Genomic DNA, 24,894 nt, shown 5'->3' on the forward strand with positions numbered 1-24,894 from the left:
CGGGGTCGGGATCGGGGCCTGGGCCTGGGCGCCGGCCGCTGGCCGGAGTAGGGCCGCCGGAGCGGCCGACCCCATCCGGCCAGGGACGGCGGCCAGGGAGACGGACAGGGGCGGCGGCCAGGGACGGCTGTCACGGACAGCCTCGGACGCCCACGGACGGCCCGTACCCTGAGACGCCCCTCCCGTCGGTTGGCCCGGGCGGCCCCCCGCCGGTTAGGTTGCCCTCATGACCGACACGACTGCTTCTCGTACCACCGGCGCCGTGGCAGCCGGCCTTGCCACGATCGCTGCTGACGGCACTGTTCTCGACACCTGGTTCCCCGCGCCCGAGCTCGTCGCCGAGCCCGGTCCCTCCGGCAGCGAGCGGCTGTCCGCCGAGCGGGCCGTCGAGCTGATCGGCGAAGGCGCCGCGAAGGCGATCGGGCCGGATGCACGACGGGGCGTCGAGGTCGTCGCGGTCCGCACGGTCATCGCCTCGCTCGACGAGAAGCCGATCGACGCGCACGACGTGTACCTGCGCCTGCACCTGCTCTCCCACCGCCTGGTCAAGCCGCACGGATTGAGCCTGGAGGGCCAGTTCGGCTTCCTCGCCAACGTCGCCTGGACCTCCCTCGGCCCGGTCGCCGTCGACGACGTCGAGAAGGTCCGCCTGAACGCCCGCGCCGAGGGCCTGCACCTCCAGGTCACCTCGATCGACAAGTTCCCGCGGATGACGGACTACGTCGCCCCCAAGGGCGTGCGCATCGCCGACGCCGACCGGGTCCGCCTGGGCGCGCACCTCTCCGAGGGCACCACCGTCATGCACGAGGGCTTCGTCAACTTCAACGCCGGAACCCTCGGCACCTCCATGGTCGAGGGCCGTATCTCCGCGGGCGTCGTGGTCGGCGACGGCTCGGACATCGGCGGCGGCGCGTCGACGATGGGCACCCTGTCCGGCGGCGGCAACGTGATCATCACCATCGGCGAGCGCTGCCTGATCGGCGCCGAGGCGGGCGTCGGCATCGCGCTGGGCGACGAGTGCGTCGTCGAGGCCGGCCTGTACGTCACCGCCGGCACCCGCATCACGATGCCCGACGGCCAGATCGTCAAGGCCCGCGAACTCTCCGGCGCCTCCAACATCCTCTTCCGCCGCAACTCGGTCACCGGCACGGTCGAGGCCCGCCCGAACAACGCGGTGTGGGGCGGGCTGAACGAGATCCTGCACAGCCACAACTGATCATCGGCGGCCTTGAGCTGCGGCCGTCTAAACGATCAGCTTCATGACCTGCTGTTGAGCTATCGGCAGTTGTCGGCGTTGGTCTTCGTTAAGCGCCCGTCCACGGCCCGAGGACTGCCCGGGAGGGCGCTCACGTGCCGGTCTACGCGGCGGCCTGCTGGCTGACCAGCAAAACAGAACAGGCCCACGGCTCTGATCAGCTCAGACGCCGTGGGCCTCTGTCGTTGTTGGTCGGCGTCGGCCAACCTTGCACGGCCCGGAGGCGGCCCAGCGGCTGCCGCTGGACCGGGATCCTTCGGAGCGGCTGGTCAAGCGCTCAGGCTGGCTAGTGCGTCACGGCGACTACGTCGGTCCAGTTCTTCGAGAGTCCTCCGCCGGTGGTGAGGCCGGTGAAGTTGCCGTCTGTGCTGAGCCTTCCGGCGGCGCATGAACCGGTGGATGCGTTGTAGAAGAACAATTCGCGGCCGACGGCGACTACGTCGGTCCAGTTCTTCGAGAGTCCTCCGCCGGTGGTGAGGCCGGTGAAGTTGCCGTCTGTGCTGAGCCTTCCGGCGGCGCATGAACCGGTGGATGCGTTGTAGAAGAACAATTCGCGATCGACGGCGACTACGTCGGTCCAGTTCTTCGAGAGTCCTCCGCCGGTGGTGAGGCCGGTGAAGTTGCCGTCTGTGCTGAGCCTTCCGGCGGCGCATGAACCGGTGGATGCGTTGTAGAAGAACAATTCGCGGCCGACGGCGACTACGTCGGTCCAGTTCTTCGAGAGTCCTCCGCCGGTGGTGAGGCCGGTGAAGTTGCCGTCTGTGCTGAGCCTTCCGGCGGCGCATGAACCGGTGGATGCGTTGTAGAAGAACAATTCGCGGCCGACGGCGACTACGTCGGTCCAGTTCTTCGAGAGTCCTCCGCCGGTGGTGAGGCCGGTGAAGTTGCCGTCTGTGCTGAGCCTTCCGGCGGCGCATGAACCGGTGGATGCGTTGTAGAAGAACAGCTCCCGTGTCATTACATGAAGCGTGCCTGTCATGAGAGGCACCTCCTTGAAAGTCGAACTGAATTCCAACCCCCTATTACTCTATTCGAATCTAGGTGTTTCGGCATCCGGCCGACACTCCCCTCCATCCGGAGCCGTCTCGTTTCACGTTGATTAAACTGGCGACATTTAACAACGGAATTCGTTAAATCTGTAATTAGTGCCCGGCTGGGTGGTTTTTCCTTTGGGTCGGCTGGCCAGCACGATCGGAACGTGGCCGGGGCTTTGTGGCATCGATCGCAAGGTTGCGGCTGCGTCGACCTGTTTTTACAGCCTGGAGCAGCGGCCCACGCGGTCAGTGGAGCGGCTTTGGGCTGGAGCTGCTTGGCGCGAGTGATCATGGCCCCGTAAGCTTCCGGCGCGTCGGGCAGTCTGCGGACCTGCCCGCTAAAGCACGACAACTGACGGCCACCGTCCGTCGGACTGCTGTCGCGAACGCCCTTCCACAGCCGGACACGGCTCGTGGGAGGGCGCTTGCGTGTGGCAGCCCGACGCGACTCGCTCACGTATGGGTTACTCCACGTGACCTCGTCGCGGTCCAGGCAGATGAACAGGTCGACGCAGTTTCCGATCACACGCCGAACCGACGAGATGAGGGCCGATGGTGGGTCGAGTGAAGACGAGTGCGCGGGCCAGGGTTGTAGTGCGCCTGGTGGTGGGCACGTTGGCGGCGGGGGCGGCGTGCTGGCTGCCGGCCGGGGCCGCACATGCCGACGAGACCAACACGGGCTCGCACAACGGGCCCCGCATCGGGCTGGTCAACGTGGGGCAGGTGGACGATCCGATGGAGGATGTGCTGGAGCACGTTCTGCTCCTCGGCGACGGGTACAAGTGGGGCTGATCGCGCGCTGACACGGTGTAGGTGGGGCGGGGCCCGTAGCGCACAGGGTGGCGGTACGGGCCCCGCCGCGTGCGCGAGCTGTTTCCGTGCGTCGGCAAAGCGGCAGCACGCCCTACGCGTCACCGGTCTGGAGGAGACGTACCGGCCCCGGCTCGGGCTGGTCACGATCGGCAGCGACAAGGTCGTACCCCTGAGCGGTGTTCGTGAGCCGGACCAGGACGAGAAACGACAGGGGTGGGAGCAGGTCTTCGCGTGCCGCTGATCAGTCCGCGACGAGCCCTTCGTACGCCGTCCGCAGCCCCTCGACCGCCTCGCGGCCGGCAGGCCGCAGCGGTGCGCGGACCGGGCCCGCGGGCAGGCCGAGCTCATTGAGCAGGGCCTTCGCGGTGACCGCGCCGGGCAGACCGGCCGCCATCATCAACTCGATGAGTGGCGTGGCGCGTTGCTGGAGGCGGGCGGACACGGGGGTGTCGCCCGCCTCGAACGCGTCGAGGACCGCACGGAGCTGGGACGGTACGACGTTCGCGACCGTGCTGATGTAGCCGGAGCCGCCCACCGCGTACAGGGCGAGGTTGTGCTCGTCGCAGCCCGCGTAGTACGCCAACTCCGTGCGGGCGAGCACCTTCTGGGTGCCGAGGAAGTCGAAGGAGCAGTCCTTCACCGCGACGATCCGGGGGTGTTCGGCGAGTCGGATCAGCGTCTCCGGCTCGATCCGGGTGCCGGTGCGGCCGGGAATGTCGTACAGCGCGAGGGGCAGTCCGGCCGCGTCGGCGATCTCGCGGAAGTGCGCCTCGACGGCGTCCTGCGGGGGCTTGCTGTAGTACGGCGCGACCACCAACAGGGCGTCGGCGCCCGCCTTTTCGGCCGCCAGGGCGAGTTCGACGGTGTGCCGGGTGTCGAAGGTGCCCACGCCCGCGACGACCGTCGCCCGGTCGGCCACCGCTTCCCGGACGGCCCGGATCAGATCCGACTTCTCGGCGTCCGAGGTGGTCGGCGACTCGCCCGTCGTGCCGGAGAGCACGAGCCCGTCACACCCCTCGGTCACCAGCCGGTCGGCCAGACGCTGGGCGCCGTCGAGGTCGAGGGATCCCGCCTCGGTGAAGGGCGTGATCATGGCGCAGAGGGCCCGGCCGAAGGGAGGGGCGGAGGCGTTGGCGGTCGTCATGGTAGTAGTGTCGGCACTGTCATGTCGTAGCTCCACTTAATTCTTCTACGGGGTATTGATAAGCGTTGCTTCGGCTTTTGGGGCTTGCCCTATGTCCAAGGGCGGGCGTCATGGGGCCACCATGGCCGGGACGGTCAGCGACCCCTGGTCATGGGAGGCGTCATGAAGCTCGGCAAGACACTCGCCACCGGAGTCGCGCAAGAGCGGCCTCAGGCCCACGACGAACAGCTCGAACTCGCCGAAGTGATCGCGGAGACCGAGGTCGCCGAGGCGTCCGCGCCCGAAGAGGTCCCGGTCGCCCGATGAGGCTGCGGCTTCCGGAGGAACGCCCGACGGAGCCGCCGTCCGGATACAAGATCGCCCACCCGATGCTGTCCCAGGACGGCACCCGGGCCGGGTTCACCGGTGTGTCGCTGGGCGGCGCGCTGCCGTACGGAGTCCTGGCCGATGCGTCCTGCGTCTACGGCCTGCGGCACCGGGCGCCGAGCCGCCGCTGCGACTGCGGCTTCCACTGTGTGCACGACCGTACGGCGGCCGAGGCGCTGCTGTGCACGGCCGAGCACCGGGCGGCCGTCCTGCTCGAAGTCACCGTGCTGGGCCGCTACCTGCGCTTCGAGCGCGGATTCCGCTACGCCCGTCAGCGGGTACGCACCGCCACGGTCGGCCCGTGCGCCTGCGGTGCGGTCGCCGCCGGCCTGGCCGACGCCGGCTGGGGCCGCCCCGGCCGGCGGGCCCTCGCCCCGTCCTGCGCGGGCTGCCTGCGCGGCCGTACGTCCGTCTCGCTCGCGGGGTTCGCCCGGCTGGCCGGAGAGCGGCTGCGGGTGGTGGCCGGGAAGGGGGCGTCCGTCGCGTCCGCGGCCGACCTCGCTGTGGCCGATGAGCTCGGTGTGCCCGAACTGGCCGCCGAGGTTGTGCTGTTGCAGACCCGCCTCGACTGGTTCCAGGCCTAGCCGGCCCGGCTGGGCGGGCGCGGACCGGACGGCGGAGTGAAGGGATAGCGCGGGCGCCACCGGGTACCCGGGTGTTCCGAATCGAGAGGAGGCGGAAAACCGTGACCGGGTCCACGACCCCCGAGCGGGTGCGCGACGAGCACCACTCGGTGAACGAACTCGTAGGGCAGGCAGGCGAACAGCTCTCCCGGCTCGTACGACAGGAAGTCGCCCTCGCCAAGGAGGAGCTGGCCGAGAAGGGCCGACGCGCCGGCACGGGCGGTGGGCTGCTCGGCGCGGCGGGCGCCGTCGCGTACGCCGGTCTGCTGTTCCTGGCCGCCGCGGCCACCGCCGCACTCTCGCTGACGCTGTCCGTGTGGGCCGCGGCGCTGATCGTGACGGGGGTCCTGTTCGCCCTCGCCGGTCTGCTGGCCGCGACCGGCCGCGCCCGGCTGCGGCGCGCCGCACCCCCACGCCGGAGGAGGCTCTCGGCAGCGTCAGGGCCGATGTCGAGGAGATCAAGGAAAGGGCACACCGATGACGGACCGCAAGGCAGGGGCGACGGGCGGCGGGAAGGGCGCCGCCAAGGCCGCTGCCGCGGGGAAGTCCGCGGCGGCGAAGGCGAGCGCGGGGGCCAAGGGTCCCGAGGAACTGCGTAGCCAGATCGAGCGGACGCGCAGCGAACTCGGCGACACCGTGGCGGAGTTGGCCGGGAAGGCGGATGTGAAGGGCCGGGCCCTGGCGCGCGCCGCCGACCTCAAGGACAAGGCGGGTGCGATGACCGTGCAGCTGCGCAGCAGCGCGGTTCAGGCCGGGCATGTGGTGCAGGAGCGGGCCACACGCGCCGGGCACGTCGTGCAGGACCGGGCGACCCAGGCGGGACACGTCGTGCAGGACAAGGCGACGCACGCCGGGCACACGGTGCAGGACCGGGCGACCCAGGCCGGGCACACCGCCCAGGGCAGGGCGACGCACGCGGGCCATGTGGTCGAGCACAGCGTGCCGCGCCCCGTGCGCACCGTCGTCCAGGCCGGGATGCGGAATCCGCGGCCGGTGCTGATCGCCGGAGCGGCCGTGGGTGCTGTGGTCGCCGCGCAGGTGTTGCGGCGCCGGCACAACGGGCACCGCTGAGACGCCGATCGAGGGAGACGGCGAGGCGGCGCGGGACCGGTCACCGGTCCCGCGCCGCTCTGTGTGCACTCGGGCCCGGCGCCGCCGCGTGCGTTCTGGGATCCCGTGCCGCCCCGTGCCGCCCCGTGCCGCCCCGTGCCGTCTCGTGAGCCCCGCCTTCCGGGGGGCCACTTGACCTCAAGTCCGGTTGAGGTCGAAAGGTGATCAGTGCACGCATTGACCACCGATGCCGGAGGCCTCCATGACCCGTCGCACCGACGCCCACCCCGACCTCACCCGCGCCGAGATCGGCGCCCCCTTCTTCAGTACCTGGCGGGTCGGCACCCCCTTGCGACAGCAGCAGACCGTGGAGGCGATCGCCGGCACCTGGGCGCGCCGCCCCTGGCCCGCCGACGGCCTGCTCGGCTACCACGTCTACACCGGGCACGACGCCGCCACCCTCCTGCACTACTCGCAGTGGCGCGGCGAGCAGGCCTACGAGGCCTTCGTGAAGACCCACCGCCAGGAGCGCAACGACGAGATCGACACGGCCGTACCGGGCATCGAGCGGCTCGGACTCGGCCGGTACCGGCACTACCGCAGCGGCACGCGCGAGGGTGACACCCGCGTCCCCGGCTGCATCGTGATCGTCGACATCGAGTTCGAGGGCCCCGACCCCGACCGGCAGCGCGCCTGGGTCGACGCCGTCTTCGAGGCGCTGGAGAGCGAGCCGAAGCCCCATCCCGGGGGCATCTCCGCCCACTTCCACCTGAGCACCGACGGCACCCGTGTCCTGAACTACGCCGAGTGGGAGAGCGCGACCGCCCACATCGACGCCCTCGCCGCCCCGGGCGACGGCATCGGGTCGGCGTCCGAGCTGTGGCACCGCGTCCAGACCTGGCCGGGGCTGAAGAGCAGCACGGTCAGCCGGTACGACCACGCCCTCGGCCTCGTTCCCGACTGACGCCGAGGGGGTCGCCGTACAAGGTCCAACGAGGCAACCAGGCCACCTCACCGAAAGCTCCAATCGTCTGGACAAAAAAAGTTTTCGGTGAGACGGTGGACGCATGCTGGACGTCACCGTGATCGAGGACCCCGAGGCCGCAGCCGTCTCCCTGGACCCCACAAGGGCCCGGCTGCTCGCCGAGCTGGCGGCCGGCCCCGCGTCGGCCGCCATGCTGGCCGGCAAGGTCGGGCTGCCCAGGCAGAAGGTGAACTACCACCTCAGGGCACTGGAGCGGCACGGACTGGTGGAGCTGGCCGGCGAGCGCCGCAAGGGCAACGTCACCGAGCGGCTGATGCAGGCGACCGCCGCGTCGTACGTCATCTCGCCGCTCGCGCTCGCCGCGGTGCAGCCGGACCCGGACCGCTTCCGTGACCAGCTCTCCGCCCGCTGGCTGCTCGCGCTCGGCGCCCGGCTCGTCCGGGACGTCGGCTCGCTGATCACCGGCGCCGCGAAGGCCCGGAAGGGGCTGGCGACGTACGCCCTGGACGGCGAGGTCCGCTTCGCCTCGGCGGCCGAACGGGCCGCGTTCATCCAGGAGTTGACGGCGGGCGTGAGCGCGCTGATCCACAAGTACGACGCGCCCGACGCGCAGGGCGGCCGCGATCACCGGATCGTGGTCGCCGTACACCCCACGGTCAAGGACCAGCCGAACCCCGCACTCGACCAGTAAGCAGCAGGAGCCCACCATGTCCAAGGAATTCGAGATCGTCCGTGAGTTCGAGGTCGACGCCTCTCCGGAGGAGGTGTGGGAGGCCGTCACGCAGGGGACCGGAGCCTATCTGTGGCCGATGGATCCCCCCGAGCCGCGGGTCGGCGGCGCCGCGGCCTTCGGCTCCACGGTCACCGCCTGGGATCCGCCGAACCACCTCACCGTCCGCAGCGAGGACGTCGGATTCCCGACCCAGTCGGTCAACCAGCTGGAGCACGTCATCGAGGCGCGCGACGGGGGCAGGCGCGCCTGGGTGCGCTATGTGCACAGCGGCATCTTCACCGACGACTGGGACAACCAGTACGACGGCGCCGCCAAGCACACCGACTTCTATCTGCACACCCTGCGCGAGTACCTGACGCACTTCGCGCCCCGCCCGGTGACCTTCGCCCAGCTGGAAGGCCCGGAGGCGAGCCAGGCGCCCGACGCCTTCGCCGTCGTCGGACCGGCGCTCGGGCTCGGGAGCGGCGACGCCCAGGGCGGGCGGGTGACCGTGCGAGGGCCGGAGGCCTTCGACGCCGTACTCGACTACCGCGACCCGTACTTCATCGGGCTGCGCACGGACACCGCCCTCATCCGTGTCTTCGGACGCAACCACTGGGGTGCCCCGGTCGGCATCAGCGTCCACGACTTCGCCCCGGACGCCGACGCCAAGGCGACCGAGTCCGCATGGCAGGACTGGCTGAACGGCGTGTTCAGCCAGTCCTGAACCTCACCGGAGGTTACGGACGGAACCGCAGCACCTGCGGGTCGTGGTCGCTGATCTGGTCGTTGAACTCCGAGTTGACGTGCACGCTGTCGTACTCGAAGTCGCAGGAACGCCGGATCGACGGGCTGACCAGGATCTGGTCCAGCGTCTGGGCGTTGCCCTGGTAGACGTAGGAGTAACGCTCGCTCCTGGGCAGCGACTTGATCGCCGACCACAGGGCGCCGTCGTCCTCCAGCAGCTGGGTGGTGCCGGAGAACTCGAAGTCGTTGATGTCGCCGAGCGTGACGACGTCCGCGTTCTTCTGGACGGCCAGGATGTCCTTGACGAAGGTGTTGACCGCGGTCGCCTGGAGGTGACGCTGGGTCTCCGAGCTGCGGGTCGGCGGCTGGTACTGCGCGTGCAGCGACTGGTCGCCGCCCTTGGAGGCGAAGTGGTTGGCGATCACGAAGACCGTGCGGCCGCGGAACTCGAACTCGCCGGCCAGCGGCTTGCGGCTGTTCGTCCAGGCCGCGTTCGCGGGGTCGATACGGCCGGGGGAGACCGTCAGCGCCGCCTTGCCCTTCACCTTGGTCACACCGGCGGCGGTCGTGGCGTCGCCGCCCGCGCGGTCGGTGAAGGAGACCCGCTTCGGGTTGAACAGGAACACCTGGCGGATGTTGCCGCCCGGCTCGCCGCCGTCGGCCTTGTCGACCGGGTCGATGGAACGCCAGTCGTAGGCCGGGCCGCCCGCCGCGACGATCGCGTCGATCAGCTTGCCCACCGTCTGGTCGGCGGCGACCGTGCCGTCGTTCTTCGCGCCGTTGTTGTCCTGGATCTCCTCCAGGGACACGATGTCGGGCGACTGGAGGTTGTTCACGATCGCGGAGGCGTGCTCGGCGAACGTCGCGTCGGACGGGTCGAGGTTCTCGACGTTGTACGTAGCGACCGCCAGCTCGTCGCGCCGCTGCTTCTGGGTCGTCTCCCGCTTGAGGCCACCGCTCTTGACGGTGCCGAGCTCGCTCGCGACGAGGGTGTAGCCGCCGAACTGGTTGTAGTCCAGCGGGCCGGCGGTGGTGCCGGTGAGGGTGTCACCCACGTTCGCGGCCGGGAACTCGGCGCCGGGGCCGAGCGACTGGATCTGCAGCCGGCCGGTGTTCTGGGAGTCGTAGGAGCCGTAGACCGTGCCGCCGCGGCGGTTGCGGTGCTCCCACGGCTTCACCGTCACCCACAGCTCGTAGAAGTCGTCGGTCGCCGTGACCACGCGGGCGTCGGCGACCTCGACGTTCATGCCCTCCAGGGACTCGTAGTAGTCGAGGGCGTACCTCGACGGCCGCAACGTCAGGCCGTCGATCGAGCCCTTCGCGGCCACGTCGCCGGCCGGCGTGTACCGGTCCGGCACCGAGTCCTCGTCGACGACCTTCGCGGCCGGGACGGTGTTGCCGCTGGAGACGACGGTGACGGTCGGCTTGGTGATCTCGGTCAGCGACTGGTTGCCGGAGGCCGTGCCGCCGGGGACGTACTCGGAGACCGTACCCGCCACCAGGACCGAGTCGCCGACGGCGACCTTCGGGACGGAGCTGGTGAAGACGAAGACGCCCTCACTGGTGGCCGAGTTGGCGTCGGCGTCCGGATCCTGGATCCAGAAGCCTCTGGACGAGCCGTAGGTGCGCACGCCGGTGACGATTCCGGCCACGTCCGTGACCTGCTTGCCGGCGTACGGGGATATGCGGGTGCTGCCCTGGATGTCATGGATGCGCACGGAGTCGGCGTGCGCGGGGGACGTGAGGACAACGGTGGACGCCGCGGAACATACGGCGGCGACGGTGAGCGCGGCGAGGCGCGCGGACTTCTTGCTCGGCAACGGGATCCCTCCGGGGACATACGTGGGCGCCGGGACGAGGGTGGTGCGTGGAACGGTCGGTGCAGGCGCGACCGGTGGGGCGGCGGCGACGCGCGTAGAAAATACAGTGAACAGATGTCCGCTCGATTTCTACGCGCGTCAATCTCCTGCCTGCTCCGGTCACTTGTCAAGGTTTCGGCCATGTACACCGCCCGGCGGGGAGATGAACCGGGCGGCATAGGTGGAAACCCGTCTAGGCTGAGCGGTTGAGCCGTGAAGTGGAGCGGCTGGGCCGTGACGCCTACGGCCCTGCGGAACGCCCTAGGAGAACCAGCCGATGTCAGACAGCTCCCCCCTGCCGCCGGTGCGGCTGCATCCCGAAGCGGAGCTGGCGCGGGACGCCCTGTCCACGCCGTTGCTTGCCCGGGCCGCGCGGCTGGCCCGCTGGGCCGGGCCCGACACCCGGGTCGACGCGGGGGGAGGCCTGGTCGAAGAGCAGCTGCCGGCCGCCGCCGCGGTGCTCGGCCTGAGCGGGGACGACGCCGCCGCGTACGCCAGTGAGGCCTTCCGCGTCGCCGTCGACACCGGGCTGGTGGAGATCGTCGACGAGGACGCGGGCACCGTCGCGGTGGGCGCGGACCTGGCGCTGCTGACCGGCGGCTCGCCGCAGGACGTGCTCGCGGTGTGGCTCGTGGCACTGGAGACGGTGCTCGCGGACGCGAGCGTGCCCGACCTCGACGACCTGGTCGACGCCATGGACGCGGGCGGTGAGATCGACCTCTCCACGCTGGACTGGGACCCCGAGGCCGACGCGGAGTTCCTCGACGGAGTGCTCGGCAACCTGTACCTGCTGACGGTCAGCGAGGACGGGCCGGGCGACACGCCCGTGCCGCTTCCGGCCCTCGCCGCATCGATGATCGTGCCCAGCGACATGGGCGAGCCCACGAACGACGTGCTGGAGCAGGTCTCCGACGCGATGATGCGCCTGGACGACCAGTTCCGGCTGCTGGAGCCGGTCGGCCTGGTGGAGTACCACCCGGTGGACGAGGCCCTGATGGCGGACGTCGAGGCCGCCGAGGAGGCGGCCGCCGCCGTCGACGACACCGACGTGTCGCGGTACGGCATGGTGCGGCTGACCCCGCTCGGGCTGTACGGGCTGCGGGCGCGGCTGCTGGAGGCCGGGTTCGAGTCGCCCGCGGTCGGGGACCTGGCGGACAAGGGCGCCGACGCGCTGCTCGACGGCACGGCCACTTTCCCGCAGGCCGCCGCGCACGCCGAGACCGTGCAGTGGCTGGCCGGTCGCGAACCCCTCGCCGCGGCGCGGGAGTTGCTGGCGGCGGCACGAGGCCTGGACGCCGGGGCGCCGCTGCGGCGGCTGCGCTGCCAGCAGGCACTGTCCCTGGTGGGCGCGGAGGCCGAGCCGGCGCTGCGGGAGGTCCTCGACGATCCGGAGCTGGGCGGGCTGGCCCGGGTCTGGCTGACCGAGGCTGGGTTCTCCGACGTGCCCCCGCCCTCCCAGGACCTGGTGTTCTGGCTGACCGTCGACACGCTTGCCGCGCAGCTCGCGGCCGAGGGGAACTCCGACGAGCTGCGGGCCCTGGTGGAGGGGCTGGCCGCGCAGCACAGCGGGTTCTTCGCGGCGGCCTGGCGGGTCGAGCATCCGGCCACGGCGGATGTGCTGGAGGCGATGGGGCGGCTGCATCCGGACAAGAAGATCGCGAAGGAAGCGCGGAAGGCTGCGTTCAAGGCTCGGTCGCAGCAGGGGGGCTGAGCTGGTTCCGCGCGTGCGGGTGCGTGGGGGCTGGTCGCGCCCACTCGCGGGACTACATGGCCCGGGAGTCGAGGGCATCACGCGGCGGCGCCGCACATCGACACAGCCCCGCGCCCCTGAAGGGGCGCTGCCGTGACCGACGTGGATTCATGGAAGCAGGCCCACTGAATCCGCCCCCAGTTCAACTCCTGTTCAGACATGAGCGGCAGCGTTGCGGCGTTCCGGAGTTCGCCGCCCTCCACGGCACACCCACGGTCACAGGAGACAGCATGTCGCTCACCCGCAGGGACTTCGCCAGGAATTCCGCGATCACCGGGGCCGGTGTCGCGCTGGCGGGCAGCGCCGGCGTTCTCGCCACCGCGCCGAACGCGCTCGCGTCCACGGAGTCCGAGACCGCGAGCGAGGAGTCCGCGGACGCCCACTGTGGCGGTGTCGGCTACGGACCCCTCGTCCCGGACCCGAAGGGCCTCCTCGCCCTGCCCGCCGGGTTCAAGTACCGGATCATCACCTACAGCGGTAAGACCAAGCTGGAGTCGGGCGAGTTCACCCCCTCGAACCACGACGGCACGGCCACCTTCGACGGCCCGCGCGGCACGACCCTCCTCGTCAACAACCACGAGCTGAAGGGCCCGCGCGCCGACTGGGACCACCCCGTCCCGCTCACCGAGGGCCTCGTCTACGACCCCGCCGCGGCCGGCGGCTGCACCGTCGTCGAGGTCCGCCCCGGCGGGCAGGTCGCCGAATGGGTCGGCATCGCGGGCACCTCCACCAACTGCGCGGGCGGCAGCACCCCTTGGGGCACCTGGCTCACCTGCGAGGAGAACTCCGACAAGGCCGGCACCAACGGCATGACCAAGGACCACGGCTACGTCTTCGAGGTCGACCCCATCGACCGGCGCGCCAACAAGGACCCCAAGCCGCTGAAGTTCTTCGGCCGCTACGACCACGAGGCCGTCGTCATCGACCCCAAGCGCGGCCACGCCTACCTCACCGAGGACGCGGCCTCGCCCAACGGCCTGTTCTTCCGCTGGACCCCGCCGAAGGGCTTCGAGTACGGCCGCGGCAAGTTCCGCAAGCTGGCCGACGACGCCGGTGTCCTCCAGGCGCCCAAGTGCTTCGACTCAGGCGGCAAGTTCGTCGACGACCTCTCCCGTGCCACGAAGATCGGCACGGTGTACGGCGTCGACTGGGTGGACGTCCCCGACCGGGACGCGAAGACCACTCCCGTGCGCAAGCAGTTCGCCGCCGGCGAGATCACCCGCGCCCGCAAGCTGGAGGGCATGTGGTGGGGCGACGGCGGCGCCTACATCGTCTCCTCGTACGCCCGTGAGGAGAGCCCCGGCCGGCACGACGGCCAGGTCTGGTTCTACGACCCCAAGCGCCGCACCCTCACCCTGAAGGTCCTGCTCGGCGTCAACCCCGACCCGTCCAAGGACGGCGCTTTCGACGGCCCGGACAACATCACCGTCTCCCCGTACGGCGGCCTCGTCATCGCCGAGGACGGCGAGGGCGTCCAGCACCTCTTCGGCGCCACCGACAGCGGCCGCACGTACCCGATCGCCCGCAACGAGCTGAACATCGGCACCGAGGACGAGCCGGAATACAGCGAGTTCACCGGCGTCACGTTCTCGTGCGACGGAAAGACCCTCTACGCCAACATCCAGACCCCGGGCATCATGCTCGCGATCACGGGGCCGTGGAAGCGGCAGCGGCGGTAATTAATTCGGTCGCCCGGCCCGAGTTGCGCCTCCTACAGTGAGATCACAACGTCACGCACCTCCCGGTGCGATGGCAGCGGCTACTTCTTTTCCAGAGAATCAGATGCCGCCGCCGACTTGATCTCGGGAGGCGCAGCTCATGGTGGGTGCCCGGTGCGCAGGCAACGGTTACTTCATTGGATCAGATGGTTGCGGGTTCGAATCCCGTCACCGACCTCGGGTCGGTGTAGCTCAATCGGATAGAGCATCCGACTAAAGTCCGTCGCCGACTCCTGATCTCGGGCACCCACCTTTTGCTGCGTCTCCCTCCGAAACGCAAACGAATTCGGGGGGAATTCACCATGGCACGATTCAACAGGCGCGCCGCCAAGGCGCGGCCGACCTCGCGGGTCACCTCGACGGGGCGAGTGCTCCGTACCTACGAGGGCGGCCTGGGACGTGAGCGCGACGCGCGCTCCGAGCTCTTCCTGCTGTCGGTCGCCAACTTCGTCTCGCAGCAGACCTTCTACGAGTCCGGCGCCGACCGTGACGACCGGTTCGCGCGCCTCGTGGGCGAACTCGCCGTCACGGATCCCGAGTGGACCGCCGGCCTGCTCGGCTGGCTGCGCGGCGAGGGCAACCTCCGTACGGCCGCGATCGTGGGCGCCGCCGAGTACGTGAAGGCCCGTCTGGACGCCGGGGCCACCGACGGTCCGTCGAACCGGCAGGTCATCGCCTCCGTACTCCAGCGGCCGGACGAGCCCGGCGAACTGCTCGGGTACTGGACCGCGCTGTACGGCCGTAACGTCCCGAAGCCGGTCAAGCGCGGTGTCGCCGACGCCGTACGCCGGCTCTACAGCGGCAGGTCGCTGCTGAAGTACGACACCGCGTCCAAGGGTTACCGCTTCGGCGACATCCTCAACGTGGTGCACGCGGCCCCGGACCCGGACAAGCCGTGGCAGGGCGACCTGTTCCAGTACGCCCTCGACCGCCGGCACAGCCCGGACACCGCCGTGCCGCCCGCGTCCGACCGGACGCTGGTCGCCCATCGCGAGCTGATGGCACTGCCCGTCGAACAGCGGCGTGCGGTGGTCACGTCGGACGGCGGTGCCGAGCGGCTCGCGGCGGCCGGGATGACGTGGGAGGCACTGGCCGGCTGGCTGCAGGGGCCGATGGACAAGGAGGCCTGGGAGGCGGTGATTCCGTCGATGGGCGCCATGGCGCTCGCCAGGAACCTGCGGAACTTCGACGAGGCCGGGGTCTCGGACGAGGTGGCGGCGCGGGTCGCCGCCCGGATCAGTGATCCGGCGGAGGTCGTACGGTCGCGGCAGTTCCCCTTTCGGTACCTCGCCGCGTACCAGCACGCGCCGTCGCTGCGCTGGGCGTACCCGCTGGAGCAGGCGCTCGGCCACTCACTGGCGCAGGTGCCGACGCTGCCCGGCCGGACGCTGGTGCTCGTCGACCGCTCGGGCTCGATGTTCTGGTCCCGGCTGTCCGACCGCTCGCAGCTCAACCGGGCCGACGCGGCGGCGATCTTCGGCACGGCGCTCGCACTGCGGGCGGCGGACGCGGATCTCGTCCAGTTCGGCACGGGCAGCGGCGAGATCGCCTTCCGCAAGGGCGAGTCGGTGCTGAAGGTCCTGGGGCGCTTCGGGGACCTCGGCGGCACGAACACCACCGAGGCCGTGCGCCGGCACTACCGCAAGCACGACCGGGTGCTGATCGTCACCGACGAGCAGTACGCCCCCAGCAACCACGGCGACCCGACCGAGCAGGTCCCGGCCGACGTGCCGGTCTACACCTGGAACCTCGCCGGGTACCGGGCGGGCCACGGCCCGTCGGGGGCGGGCAACCGGCACACCTTCGGGGGGCTCTCGGACGCGGCCTTCCGGATGGTGCCGCTGCTGGAGGGAGCTCGGGACGCCAACTGGCCCTGGGCTGACCGAGCCGCCTGAGCTGCCTGAGCTGCCCGAGCCGCCTGAGTCGAGAGTGGCCCGCACCACGTGGGGAGTGCGGGCCACTCTCATGTCCACGTCCCTTTGTCCATGTCCCTTAGTCCACTCCTTGTCGCCGCCCTGACTGACATCTAACATTTCAATTTGTGGAGGCGATACGACCCGTAGCCCGCACCCTGCTCAGGGACCGGGCCTACGAAGCGATCAGGGACGCCATCGTGGCCGGGGAGATCGAGCCCGGCGCGGTGGTGCGGGACGCCGATCTCGCCGAGCGGCTCGGACTGTCCCGGGCGCCGGTGCGCGAGGCGTTCTCGCGGCTCGTGGACGAGGGGCTGCTGGAGAGCAAGCCGCAGAGCTACACGCGCGTGACGTCGGTCGTCGCCGCCGAAGTCCGCGACGCGGCCGCCGTCGTCGGCGCCATGCACGAGCTGGTGACGCGGGTCGCCGTACCCCGGCTGGCAGCCGCGGACGTGGAGATCATGCGCGCCGCCAACGAGCGCTTCGCCGCCGCCGTCGCGGCCGGCCAGGTGGACCTCGCCCTGCGGGCCGACGACGAACTGCACGACGTGCTGGTGCGGGTGAGCGGCAACCGCACGGCCGCCGCCACCGTCGCCCGCTACACCCCGCTCATCCGCCGCCTGGAGCGCCGGCGCTTCGGCGAGGGCGGGACCTGCCGTTCGGCCGGGCTGCACGAGCGGCTGATCGAGGCGTGCGCGGCCGGTGACGTGGACGAGGCGGTCCGGGTCACGGCGGAGATCTGGCGAGGGCTGGCCGAACTCGCCGACAGCGACAGCGACTGACTCATCTCGGGAGGACCCCATGTCCCTTTCCTCGTACGACCGTTACCCCCTCCTCTTCGGCCCGTCCCCCGTGCACCCCCTGGAACGCCTGACCGCCCACCTCGGCGGAGCCTCCCTCTGGGCCAAGCGCGAGGACTGCAACTCCGGCGTCGCGTACGGCGGCAACAAGACGCGCAAGCTGGAGTACCTGGTCGCCGACGCGCTCGCGAAGGGCTGCGACACGCTCGTCTCGATCGGCGGGGTGCAGTCCAACCACACCCGTCAGGTCGCCGCGGTGGCCGCCCGAGCCGGGCTCAAGTGCGTGCTGGTCCAGGAGAGTTGGGTGGAGTGGCCCGACTCCGTGTACGACAAGGTCGGCAACATCCTCGTCAGCCGCCTCGCCGGGGCCGACGTACGCCTGGTGCGGGCCGGGTTCGGGATCGGCTTCAAGGAGAGCTGGGAGCAGGCGCTGCGCGATGTGGAGGAGTCGGGCGGAAAGCCGTACGCGATCCCGGCGGGCGCCTCCGACCACCCGCTCGGCGGGCTCGGCTTCGCCGGTTGGGCGTTCGAAGTGGCCGAGCAGGAGCGGGAGCTGGGCGTCTTCTTCGACACCCTGATCGTGTGCTCGGTGACCGGCTCCACGCAGGCCGGCATGGTCGCCGGATTCGCCGCCCTGGAGGAGGCGGGCGGCCGCCCGCGCCGGGTCCTCGGCATCGACGCCTCGGCCAAGCCCGTCACCACACGCGAGCAGATCGCCCGGATCGCCGGCAACACCGGCCGGCTCGTCGGTGTCGAGCGGGAGCTGACCGAGGCCGACGTCGAGCTCGACGACCGCTACCACGCGGGCACGTACGGGATACCGGACGAGGCGACGCTGGAGGCGATGCGGCTGGCGGCGCGGACCGAGGGCATGGTCACGGACCCGGTCTACGAGGGCAAGTCGATGGCCGGGATGATCGACCTGGTCTCACGCGGGGAGATCGCGCCGGAGTCCACCGTCCTGTACGCACACCTCGGCGGGCAGCCCGCGCTGAACGCGTACAGCGCACTGTTCTAGGCGGCCGGACGCGCCGAGCTGCGGGGTCCGGCCGGTCTTGCGGTGCCGGGCCCTGCCGTGCCGCGCACCTGGCCGGATAGGGTGCACAGCGTGTGGGCGGACGATCAGCAGCGGGAGCCGAGTGTGGAACGGCCTGACGGCCCCCGCCGCCGGGCCACGATCCACGATGTCGCGAAGCTGGCCGGAGTGTCACGGCAGACGGTCTCCCGTGCGGTCAACGACAAGGGCGAGATCGACCCGGCGACGAAGGAACGGGTACTGGAGGCGGCGCGGCTGCTGGACTACCGGCCGAGCCGTTTCGCGCGCGGCCTCGTGCAGAAGGGGACCGTGACCGCCGGGCTGGTGATCCCGGATCTGATGAACCCCTTCTTTCCCGAGGTGGCCGCCGGTGTGCTGGAGGCGGCCGAGCAGCGCGGCTGGCAGGTGGTGATGTGGGACTCCCGCATCGACGAGGCCCGGGAGCGCGACGCGCTCGACGCGCTGTCCCATCAGGCCGACGCGATCGTGGGCTACTTCAAGAGCCCGGAGGACGTGCTCGCCCGGCACCTCGGCGGCGTACCGCTGGTGCTGCTGGAACGAGGGCCGCAGCAGACCCGTTTCGCGGCCGTGGGCATCGACGCCGCCGCCGGTCTCGAACAGGGCATGGCGCACCTGGTCGCCGCGGGGCACCGCCGGATCGGCATGCTGGACGGTGTGCACGGCCCCGCCCGGCGCAGGCAGGCCTTCCTGGAGCTGGCGCGGCGGCACGGTCTGCCGGTCGACGACAGCTGGATCGCGCTGAGTCCCGAGCACAGCGTGGCCGGGGGTGAGGCCGGCATGGAGCGGCTGCTGGACGCCCGGCCCGACGTCACGGCCGTCTTCGGCTTCAACGACCTGATCGCGGTCGGCGCCATGCGTGCCGCCCGGCGGCACGGCCGACAGGTGCCGGAAGACCTGGCCGTCATGGGCTTCGACGGATTGTCGCTGGGCGAGCTGGTGGAGCCCGCGCTGACCACGCTGCACATCGACAAACGGCGGCTGGGACGGCTGGCCGTCGAGCAGGTCGCCCGGCTGCGCGCCGGTGAGGAACCGCTGCGTGGCGCAGCGGCGTGGGTGGTCCCGGAGCTGGTGGTGAGGGCCTCGGCCTGACGGCACGGTGGGCCGGCGGCGCCTCGGCACACAGCCAGAACGCCGCAACTCATGGGCCGTGCACGTCCCTTGACACTGCTTTTCGGCCGCCTCGATGTGCGACGGCAGCGTTCACGTGAACGCTCATGGACCACATCTCCCCACAACGATCTCCGTCCAGCGATCTCCCCGCAGCGCGATGCCGGCCACTTGGACGAAGTCGCCGACATAACGACTACATCTGGCCGCTGGTCGTCATGATCAACCCGGACAAGTCGTCGTGTTCCTCATCGGGGCGCGGCACTTCCTTCGGGATCTGGCGGCGGGCGCCACGAAGGTGTGACCGCTGCCGCCTCCCCGGGCTCCGGTCGCGCCGGGCGCCCCCTTCGACCGGGGGCGCCCTGGACGTCGTACGGCCGCCTACAGCGCCTGGGCCGCCGGCTTCACCATTCCCCTCACCGTGCGGGACTTCACGAAGTCGCCCATGGCCGTCATCTCCCACTCGCCGGAGAACTGCTTGATCAGCTTCGCCATCATCACGCCCGTCTGTGCTTCGGCGTTGGTGAGGTCGAAGCGGACCAGTTCCTCGCCGGACGCGGCGTCGATCAGTCGGCAGTAGGCCTTGGCGACCTCGGTGAACTTCTGGCCGGAGAAGGAGTTGACCGTGAAGACGAGTCCGGTGACCTCCTGGGGCAGGCGCCCGAGGTCCACGGTGATGACCTCGTCATCCCCGCCGCCCTCGCCGGTGAGGTTGTCGCCGGAGTGGCGGATCGCGCCCTGCACGATCTGGAGCTTGCCGAAGTAGCAGCTGTCGATGTGGTTGCGCTGCGGGCCGTACGCGATGACGGAGGCGTCCAGGTCGATGTCCTTGCCGCGGTACGCGGGCTCCCAGCCGAGGCCCATCTTGACCTGGGAGAGCAGGGGGCGGCCGCCCTTGACGAGGGAGACCGTCTGGTTCTTCTGGAGGCTTACGCGGCCCTTGTCCAGGTTGATCTTTCCGGTGCCGGGGGCGGGCGGGGCCGGGGGAGCGGCGGGGGCTGGGGTGCCTGGGGCGCCGGGGTGGACATGGGCGGGGCCGGCGGGGTGGCCGGGGGCTGCATCGTGGGCTGCGGCGGGGCCACGGGGGCGGCCGGGGCCGGGGCCGGTTCCTCGACCGTGACGCCGAAGTCGGTGGCGATGCCGGCCAGACCGTTCGCGTAGCCCTGGCCGACGGCGCGGGCCTTCCAGGCGCCGTTGCGCAGGTACACCTCGACGATCACCAGGGCCGTCTCGGTGCCGAGTTGCGGGGGCGTGAAGGTGGCAAGAACGCTGTTGTCGTCCGCGTTGCGGATGGTGGCCGTCGGTTCGACGCCCTGGAAGGTCTGGCCGGCGGCGTCCGGGCTGGCGGTGACGACGATCTTCTCGATGCCGGGGGGTACGGCCGAGGTGTCGACCATGATCGCGTCGGGGTTGGTGCCGCCGCCCGAGCGGTACGTCACGCCGGGGCCGGACGGTTGGTTGTAGAAGATGAAGTCGTCGTCGGAGCGCACCTTGCCGTCGGCGGTGAGCAGCAGGCCCGATACGTCGAGCCGCACCGGGGCGGCGACGTCCACCGTCACGCGCGCGGCGGAGAGAGGGATGTTCGAGCCGGGGGTCATAGCTGTCATGGTCCGTGAACGAGCGGGGGCGCTTTACCGTTCCCTTACCCACGGCCATTCGGCGGGGGCCGCGGATCTCACCCCCGCCGCCCCTGCCCGTCCCGTCCCGGGGGCTGCCGCCCCGGACCCCCGCTTCGGCCTGAACGGCCTCGTCCGCAAACGCCGGACGGGCTGGATTGCCTGGACCGGCGCGGGAAATTCAGCCCCTCCGACCTTCGAAGAACCCTACGGAACCACCACGATCTTCCGCCCCACCCCCGACGCGAACTGCTCCAGCGCCTCCGGGTACCGCTCCAGCGGGATCCGGTCGCTGATGAAGATCTCGGGGTCGAGGACGCCGTTCGCGAAGAGTTCCGCCGCGCGCTCGAAGCTGTGCAGGACGGCCATCGAACCCGTGATGGTGATCTCCTGGTTGTAGATGCGGTACGGGTCGATCGTGACGCGCGTCGCGTAGTCCGCGACCCCGAACTGCAGGAACGTACCTGCCTTGGCGACCCGGTCCAGACCGTCCTGGATCGCCGCCGCGTTGCCCGTGGCGTCGACGACGAGGTCCCAGCCCTGGGGGCGGTCCAGTTCGTCAGGGTTGGCCGCAGAGGCCGATACGCCGAGGCGGCGGGCCGTCTCCAGGCGGGCCGGGTTGATGTCCACCATGTCCACGCTGGCCGCCCCTGTCCGCTTGGCCAGCTCCAGCATCATCAGGCCCATCGTGCCCGAGCCGTAGATCAGGACGTGGGCGCCGAGGCGGGACTGCAGGACGTCGTAGCCGCGGACGGCGCAGGAGAGGGGTTCCACCAGGGCCGCGTCCTGGGTGCGGACGTGGTCGGGGAGCCGTACGCAGTTCGCGACCGGGGCCACCGCATAGCGCGCCGCGCCGCCCGCCGTCGTCACGCCGATCGCCGCCCAGCGTTCGCAGAGGTTGTTGTGGCCCGTACGGCAGTAGCGGCATTCGTAGCAGTAGAGAGACGGGTCCACGGCCACGCGGTCGCCCACCGACAGCTCCGTGACCTGGGTGCCCACCCCGACCACCTCGCCCGCGAACTCGTGTCCGGGGACGATGGGCAGCTTGGGTGCGAACTCGCCCTGCAGGATGTGCAGGTCGGTGCCGCACAGGCCGCAGGCCGCCACCTCGACGACGACCTCGCGGGGGCCGGGTGTCGGGTCGGGGACCTCGGCGACCACTGCCTTCCCGACGGACTCGATGACGGCGGCCTTCATTTCACGGCTCCCAACGACAGGCCCTGGACCAGCTTGTCCTGGGCGGCGAACCCCGCGGCGAGCACCGGCAGGGAGATGACGAGCGACGCGGCGCAGACCTTCGCCAGGAACAGGCCCTGGCTGGTGATGAAGCCGGTCAGGAAGACGGGGGCGGTCTCGGCGACCACGCCGGTCAGTACTCGGGCGAACAGCAGCTCGTTCCAGCTGAAGATGAAGCAGATCAGGGCCGTCGCGGCGATGCCCGGGAGGGCTATGGGGGCCACCACGCGCGTGAGGATCGTCGGCAGCTTCGCGCCGTCCACCCGTGCCGCCTCGATGATCGCGACCGGGATCTCGGCGAGGAAGGAGTGCATCATCCACACCGCGATCGGCAGGTTCATGGAGGTGTAGAGGATGACCAGCAGCCAGATGTTGTCGAGCATGTCCGTGTTCTTCGCGAACAGGTACAGCGGCAGCAGGCCCGCCACGGCCGGCAGCATCTTCGTCGACAGGAAGAAGAACAGGACGTCCGTCCACTTCTTCACCGGGCGGATCGACAGGGCGTAGGCCGCCGGGAGGGCGAGGACCAGGACGAACAGCGTCGACGCCACCGATGCCACCGTCGAGTTGATCAGCGCCGGCCAGGGGCTCGCGCCGCCGCCCGCGCCGAAGAACTCCCGGTAGCCGTCCAGCGTCAGCGACGCGGCGAAGGACGGCGGGTTGGTCGCCGCGTCCGCCTCGGAGTGGAAGGACGTCAGGGCCATCCACGCGATCGGCAGGAAGAACAGGATCCCGAGCAGCCAGGCCACCAGGCCGAGGCCAACTCCCTTGCGGCGGCTGCGAAGTCGTACGGCCAATGCACTCATGCGCGCGACACCTCCTCGCGGAACAGGGACGACACCACGCGCAGCGCGAAGGTCGCGATGATGATCGAGCCGATGACCACCAGGACGCCCGCGGCCGAGGCGAGGCCGTTCTCATGGGCCTGGTAGAAGCTCTGGTAGACGGTGTAGGGGAGGTTGGCGGTGCCCAGGCCGCCCGAGGTGATCGTGAAGACCGCGTCGAAGTTCTGGACGATGTAGATCGAGCCCAGCAGGGCCCCGAGTTCGAGGTAGCGGCGCAGGTGGGGGAGTGTCAGGTGGCGGAAGATCTGCCAGTCACTTGCGCCGTCGACCCGCGCCGCCTCGATCTGCTCGTGGTCGCGGCTTTGCAGGCCCGCCAGCAGGATCAGCATCATGAACGGCGTCCACTGCCAGACGAGTGAGGCCTCGACCGCGAGGAGCGGGGTGTTGGAGATCCAGTCCGGCTGTGGGCCGCCCACATAGTGCAACAACCCATTGAACAGGCCGTATTCGGGGTTGTAGAGCACATGCTTCCAGAGCAGTGCGGCGGCCACGGGCACCACCAGGAACGGGGCGATCAGCAGGGTGCGGACCACCCCGCGGCCCTTGAACTTCCGGTCCAGAAGCAGGGCCAGGATCAGCCCCAGCACCAGGCTCGCCAGCACCACCGCGACCGTCAGCAGCACGGTCGTCCACACCGAGTGGCGCAGGTCCGCGTCGGTGAGGACCTCCCGGTAGTTGTCGATGCCGGTGAAGTGGCGGGCGTCCGGGTAGAGGGAGTTCCAGTCGAAGAAGGAGATCACCAGCGTGGCCACGAACGGCAGCTGGGTCACCACGACCATGAAGATCAGGGCGGGCAGCAAGGGTGCCCGGGTCGCCCAGGCGCGCAGGCGGGCGGACGGTTGGCGGTTGGTGCGCACAGGTGTCGTGGCCACGGGGGCCGTTGTCGTCGCTGTCATCGCCCCTCGTACTCCTCGGAGATCTTCTCGGCGAGCTGCTGGGACTTCTTCAGGGCCGACTCGACGGACTGGCGTCCGGCGATGGCCGCGCTGATCTCCTGGGAGACCTTGGTGCCGAGGTCGGTGAACTCGGGGATGCCGACGAACTGGATGCCGGGCGCGGGGCGCGGCTGCACGCCGGGGTCGTTCGGGCGGGCGCCCTCGATGGCCTCCTTCGTCATCTCCTGGAAGGCGGCCGCCTCCTCGCGGTAGGCAGGGTTGGCGTAGGTGGAGGCGCGCTTGCCGGCCGGGACGTTGGACCAGCCGATCTCGTCGCCGACCAGCTGCTCGTACTGCTTGCTGGACGCCCAGGACACGAACTTCCAGGCGTTGTCGGAGTTGCGGGACGCCTGCTGGATGCCCCAGGCCCAGGTGTAGAGCCAGCCGGAGGACTCCGTCCTGTCGACGGGCGCGGGTGCGTAACCGAGCTTGCCCTTGACCGGGGACTTCGCCGCCTCCAGGGAACCGGCCGCGGAGGTGGCGTCGTACCACATGGCGACCTTGCCCTGGGTCATGTTGTTCAGGCACTCGGCGAAGCCGGACTGGGCCGCTCCCGACTCACCGTGCTCGCGGACCAGGTCGACATAGAACTTCGTCGCCTTCTCCCACTCGGGGGAGTCCAGCTGTGCCTTCCAGTTCTTGTCGAACCAGGTGCCGCCGAAGGTGTTCACGACGGTGGTGAGGGGGGCCATCACCTCGCCCCAGCCCGGCAGACCGCGCAGACAGATGCCCTTCATGCCCGGCTCGGCGCCGTCCACCTTCGCCGCGATGTCCGCGACCTGCTGCCAGGTGGGGTGCGCGGGCATCGTCAGGCCCTCCTTCTCGAGCACGTCCTTTCGGTACATCAGGAAGGACGACTCGCCGTAGAAGGGCTGGCCGTAGAGCTTGCCGTCGTCGCCGGTGAGGGACTGGCGCATCGGCTTGAGGACGTCCTGCTCGTCGTAGGCAGGGTCCTTGGCGACGTAGGAGTTCATCTCCTTCAGCCAGCCGTTGCGGGCGTAGATCGGTATCTCGTAGTTGGAGAGGGTGGCGACGTCGTACTGGCCGGCCTGGTTGGCGAAGTCCTGGCTGATCTTGTCGCGGACGTCGTTCTCGGGCAGGACGGTGAAGTTGACCTTGATGCCGGTCTCCTTGGTGAAGGCCGGGGCCAGCTTCTGCAACTCGGTCATCTGGGGGTTGTTGACCATGAGGACGTTGATCGAGTTGCCGCCCGACCCCGCCCCGCCGGCTCCGACCCAGCAGCCGGAGAGCAGCGGGGCGAGCAGCGTCCCTGCGGCGGCCATGGCGAGCGTGGCTCGCGGTGGCCTCCGTCGGCTCTGGGTTCGCATG

21 protein-coding genes and 2 pseudogenes are annotated in these 24,894 nt (G+C 70.4%); 15 read left to right on the forward strand and 8 right to left on the reverse strand.

The window, feature by feature from the left end; all coding sequences use genetic code 11:
- Nucleotides 1–226 precede the first annotated feature (226 nt).
- Nucleotides 227–1,216, forward strand: a complete 990-nt coding sequence (gene dapD / locus OHO27_RS32650) for a 2,3,4,5-tetrahydropyridine-2,6-dicarboxylate N-succinyltransferase (protein ID WP_328428547.1) — start codon at nucleotides 227–229, stop codon at nucleotides 1,214–1,216.
- Nucleotides 1,217–1,541: 325 nt separating this feature from the next.
- Here dapD and OHO27_RS32655 read toward each other — a convergent pair whose 3' ends face one another.
- Nucleotides 1,542–2,234 (reverse strand): hypothetical protein, encoded by a 693-nt coding sequence (locus OHO27_RS32655; RefSeq protein WP_328428548.1) that lies wholly within the window; start codon nucleotides 2,232–2,234, stop codon nucleotides 1,542–1,544.
- A 619-nt stretch (nucleotides 2,235–2,853) separates the two neighbouring features.
- On the opposite strand from OHO27_RS32655, the gene OHO27_RS32660 reads away from it, so the two are divergent.
- Nucleotides 2,854–3,081 (forward strand): hypothetical protein, encoded by a 228-nt coding sequence (locus tag OHO27_RS32660; protein WP_328428549.1) that lies wholly within the window; start codon nucleotides 2,854–2,856, stop codon nucleotides 3,079–3,081.
- Nucleotides 3,082–3,343: 262 nt separating this feature from the next.
- On the opposite strand, the gene dapA is transcribed toward OHO27_RS32660, so the two are convergent.
- Nucleotides 3,344–4,246: a 4-hydroxy-tetrahydrodipicolinate synthase gene (gene dapA, locus OHO27_RS32665; RefSeq protein ID WP_328428550.1), complete on the reverse strand. Its 903-nt coding sequence runs from the start codon at nucleotides 4,244–4,246 to the stop codon at nucleotides 3,344–3,346.
- A 162-nt stretch (nucleotides 4,247–4,408) separates the two neighbouring features.
- On the opposite strand from dapA, the gene OHO27_RS32670 reads away from it, so the two are divergent.
- The 7 genes and pseudogenes from OHO27_RS32670 (at nucleotide 4,409) to OHO27_RS32700 (ending at nucleotide 8,709) form a co-directional block, all read left to right on the forward strand.
- A complete protein-coding gene (locus OHO27_RS32670) occupies nucleotides 4,409–4,552 on the forward strand; it encodes a hypothetical protein (protein WP_328428551.1) in 144 nt (47 codons plus the stop codon).
- Nucleotides 4,549–5,196 (forward strand): hypothetical protein, encoded by a 648-nt coding sequence (locus OHO27_RS32675; protein ID WP_328428552.1) that lies wholly within the window; start codon nucleotides 4,549–4,551, stop codon nucleotides 5,194–5,196. The genes OHO27_RS32670 and OHO27_RS32675 overlap by 4 nt, the downstream gene beginning before the upstream one ends.
- A gap of 101 nt (nucleotides 5,197–5,297) precedes the next feature.
- Nucleotides 5,298–5,716: pseudogene (locus OHO27_RS32680) on the forward strand (phage holin family protein).
- A complete protein-coding gene (locus OHO27_RS32685; protein ID WP_328428553.1) occupies nucleotides 5,713–6,306 on the forward strand; it encodes a DUF3618 domain-containing protein in 594 nt (197 codons plus the stop codon). The pseudogene OHO27_RS32680 and the gene OHO27_RS32685 overlap by 4 nt, the downstream one beginning before the upstream one ends.
- A 241-nt stretch (nucleotides 6,307–6,547) precedes the next feature.
- On the forward strand, nucleotides 6,548–7,249 hold the full coding sequence (locus OHO27_RS32690; protein ID WP_328428554.1) for an antibiotic biosynthesis monooxygenase: 702 nt from the start codon (nucleotides 6,548–6,550) through the stop codon (nucleotides 7,247–7,249).
- A gap of 103 nt (nucleotides 7,250–7,352) precedes the next feature.
- Nucleotides 7,353–7,961, forward strand: a complete 609-nt coding sequence (locus tag OHO27_RS32695; RefSeq protein WP_328428555.1) for an ArsR/SmtB family transcription factor — start codon at nucleotides 7,353–7,355, stop codon at nucleotides 7,959–7,961.
- 16 nt (nucleotides 7,962–7,977) lie between these two features.
- Nucleotides 7,978–8,709 (forward strand): SRPBCC family protein, encoded by a 732-nt coding sequence (locus OHO27_RS32700; RefSeq protein WP_328428556.1) that lies wholly within the window; start codon nucleotides 7,978–7,980, stop codon nucleotides 8,707–8,709.
- Between the two features lie 13 nt (nucleotides 8,710–8,722).
- Here OHO27_RS32700 and OHO27_RS32705 read toward each other — a convergent pair whose 3' ends face one another.
- Nucleotides 8,723–10,549, reverse strand: coding sequence for an endonuclease/exonuclease/phosphatase family protein (locus OHO27_RS32705; RefSeq protein ID WP_328428557.1), 1,827 nt, complete (start codon nucleotides 10,547–10,549; stop codon nucleotides 8,723–8,725).
- A gap of 316 nt (nucleotides 10,550–10,865) precedes the next feature.
- Between OHO27_RS32705 and OHO27_RS32710 the strand changes: the two genes are divergently transcribed.
- The 6 genes from OHO27_RS32710 to OHO27_RS32735 all read left to right on the forward strand — a co-directional run bounded on the left by OHO27_RS32710 (nucleotide 10,866) and on the right by OHO27_RS32735 (nucleotide 18,915).
- Complete coding sequence (locus OHO27_RS32710) at nucleotides 10,866–12,299, forward strand: hypothetical protein (protein ID WP_328428558.1); 1,434 nt, start codon at nucleotides 10,866–10,868, stop codon at nucleotides 12,297–12,299.
- Nucleotides 12,300–12,568: 269 nt separating this feature from the next.
- On the forward strand, nucleotides 12,569–14,017 hold the full coding sequence (locus OHO27_RS32715) for an alkaline phosphatase PhoX (RefSeq protein WP_328428559.1): 1,449 nt from the start codon (nucleotides 12,569–12,571) through the stop codon (nucleotides 14,015–14,017).
- Between the two features lie 341 nt (nucleotides 14,018–14,358).
- Nucleotides 14,359–15,951: a TROVE domain-containing protein gene (locus OHO27_RS32720; protein ID WP_328428560.1), complete on the forward strand. Its 1,593-nt coding sequence runs from the start codon at nucleotides 14,359–14,361 to the stop codon at nucleotides 15,949–15,951.
- A gap of 146 nt (nucleotides 15,952–16,097) precedes the next feature.
- Nucleotides 16,098–16,751, forward strand: a complete 654-nt coding sequence (locus OHO27_RS32725) for a GntR family transcriptional regulator (protein ID WP_328428561.1) — start codon at nucleotides 16,098–16,100, stop codon at nucleotides 16,749–16,751.
- 19 nt (nucleotides 16,752–16,770) lie between these two features.
- A complete protein-coding gene (locus OHO27_RS32730) occupies nucleotides 16,771–17,787 on the forward strand; it encodes a 1-aminocyclopropane-1-carboxylate deaminase (protein ID WP_328428562.1) in 1,017 nt (338 codons plus the stop codon).
- A gap of 90 nt (nucleotides 17,788–17,877) precedes the next feature.
- The gene (locus OHO27_RS32735) at nucleotides 17,878–18,915 is read left to right on the forward strand and encodes a LacI family DNA-binding transcriptional regulator (protein ID WP_328428563.1); all 1,038 of its coding nucleotides are present in this window, start codon (nucleotides 17,878–17,880) and stop codon (nucleotides 18,913–18,915) included.
- A gap of 399 nt (nucleotides 18,916–19,314) precedes the next feature.
- On the opposite strand, the pseudogene OHO27_RS32740 reads toward OHO27_RS32735, so the two are convergent.
- The 5 genes and pseudogenes from OHO27_RS32740 to OHO27_RS32760 form a co-directional block, all read right to left on the reverse strand.
- Nucleotides 19,315–20,531: pseudogene (locus tag OHO27_RS32740) on the reverse strand (TerD family protein).
- 225 nt (nucleotides 20,532–20,756) lie between these two features.
- The gene (locus OHO27_RS32745) at nucleotides 20,757–21,746 is read right to left on the reverse strand and encodes a zinc-dependent alcohol dehydrogenase family protein (RefSeq protein WP_328428564.1); all 990 of its coding nucleotides are present in this window, start codon (nucleotides 21,744–21,746) and stop codon (nucleotides 20,757–20,759) included.
- Nucleotides 21,743–22,591 (reverse strand): carbohydrate ABC transporter permease, encoded by an 849-nt coding sequence (locus OHO27_RS32750; protein WP_328428565.1) that lies wholly within the window; start codon nucleotides 22,589–22,591, stop codon nucleotides 21,743–21,745. Before OHO27_RS32750 ends, OHO27_RS32745 begins: the two co-directional genes overlap by 4 nt.
- Nucleotides 22,588–23,526 (reverse strand): carbohydrate ABC transporter permease, encoded by a 939-nt coding sequence (locus tag OHO27_RS32755; RefSeq protein ID WP_328428566.1) that lies wholly within the window; start codon nucleotides 23,524–23,526, stop codon nucleotides 22,588–22,590. The genes OHO27_RS32750 and OHO27_RS32755 overlap by 4 nt, the downstream gene beginning before the upstream one ends.
- Nucleotides 23,523–24,893 carry an ABC transporter substrate-binding protein gene (locus OHO27_RS32760; RefSeq protein WP_328428567.1) on the reverse strand — a complete coding sequence of 457 codons (1,371 nt, stop codon included), beginning with the start codon at nucleotides 24,891–24,893 and terminating at the stop codon, nucleotides 23,523–23,525. Before OHO27_RS32760 ends, OHO27_RS32755 begins: the two co-directional genes overlap by 4 nt.
- Nucleotide 24,894 lies beyond the last annotated feature (1 nt).

The sequence above is a fragment of the Streptomyces sp. NBC_00443 genome, assembly GCF_036014175.1.
GTDB lineage: Bacteria > Actinomycetota > Actinomycetes > Streptomycetales > Streptomycetaceae > Streptomyces.

Coding starts and splice junctions, on each gene's coding strand:
- OHO27_RS32675 (WP_328428552.1), top strand. CDS start 4,549: ATGAGGCTGCGGCTTCCGGAGGAACGCCCGACGGAGCCGCCGTCCGGA.
- OHO27_RS32750 (WP_328428565.1), bottom strand. CDS start 22,591: ATGAGTGCATTGGCCGTACGACTTCGCAGCCGCCGCAAGGGAGTTGGC.
- OHO27_RS32745 (WP_328428564.1), bottom strand. CDS start 21,746: ATGAAGGCCGCCGTCATCGAGTCCGTCGGGAAGGCAGTGGTCGCCGAG.
- OHO27_RS32690 (WP_328428554.1), top strand. CDS start 6,548: ATGACCCGTCGCACCGACGCCCACCCCGACCTCACCCGCGCCGAGATC.
- OHO27_RS32760 (WP_328428567.1), bottom strand. CDS start 24,893: ATGCGAACCCAGAGCCGACGGAGGCCACCGCGAGCCACGCTCGCCATG.
- OHO27_RS32655 (WP_328428548.1), bottom strand. CDS start 2,234: ATGACAGGCACGCTTCATGTAATGACACGGGAGCTGTTCTTCTACAAC.
- OHO27_RS32755 (WP_328428566.1), bottom strand. CDS start 23,526: ATGACAGCGACGACAACGGCCCCCGTGGCCACGACACCTGTGCGCACC.
- OHO27_RS32720 (WP_328428560.1), top strand. CDS start 14,359: ATGGCACGATTCAACAGGCGCGCCGCCAAGGCGCGGCCGACCTCGCGG.
- OHO27_RS32670 (WP_328428551.1), top strand. CDS start 4,409: ATGAAGCTCGGCAAGACACTCGCCACCGGAGTCGCGCAAGAGCGGCCT.
- OHO27_RS32695 (WP_328428555.1), top strand. CDS start 7,353: ATGCTGGACGTCACCGTGATCGAGGACCCCGAGGCCGCAGCCGTCTCC.
- OHO27_RS32685 (WP_328428553.1), top strand. CDS start 5,713: ATGACGGACCGCAAGGCAGGGGCGACGGGCGGCGGGAAGGGCGCCGCC.
- OHO27_RS32730 (WP_328428562.1), top strand. CDS start 16,771: ATGTCCCTTTCCTCGTACGACCGTTACCCCCTCCTCTTCGGCCCGTCC.
- OHO27_RS32715 (WP_328428559.1), top strand. CDS start 12,569: ATGTCGCTCACCCGCAGGGACTTCGCCAGGAATTCCGCGATCACCGGG.
- dapD (WP_328428547.1), top strand. CDS start 227: ATGACCGACACGACTGCTTCTCGTACCACCGGCGCCGTGGCAGCCGGC.
- OHO27_RS32700 (WP_328428556.1), top strand. CDS start 7,978: ATGTCCAAGGAATTCGAGATCGTCCGTGAGTTCGAGGTCGACGCCTCT.
- OHO27_RS32710 (WP_328428558.1), top strand. CDS start 10,866: ATGTCAGACAGCTCCCCCCTGCCGCCGGTGCGGCTGCATCCCGAAGCG.
- dapA (WP_328428550.1), bottom strand. CDS start 4,246: ATGACGACCGCCAACGCCTCCGCCCCTCCCTTCGGCCGGGCCCTCTGC.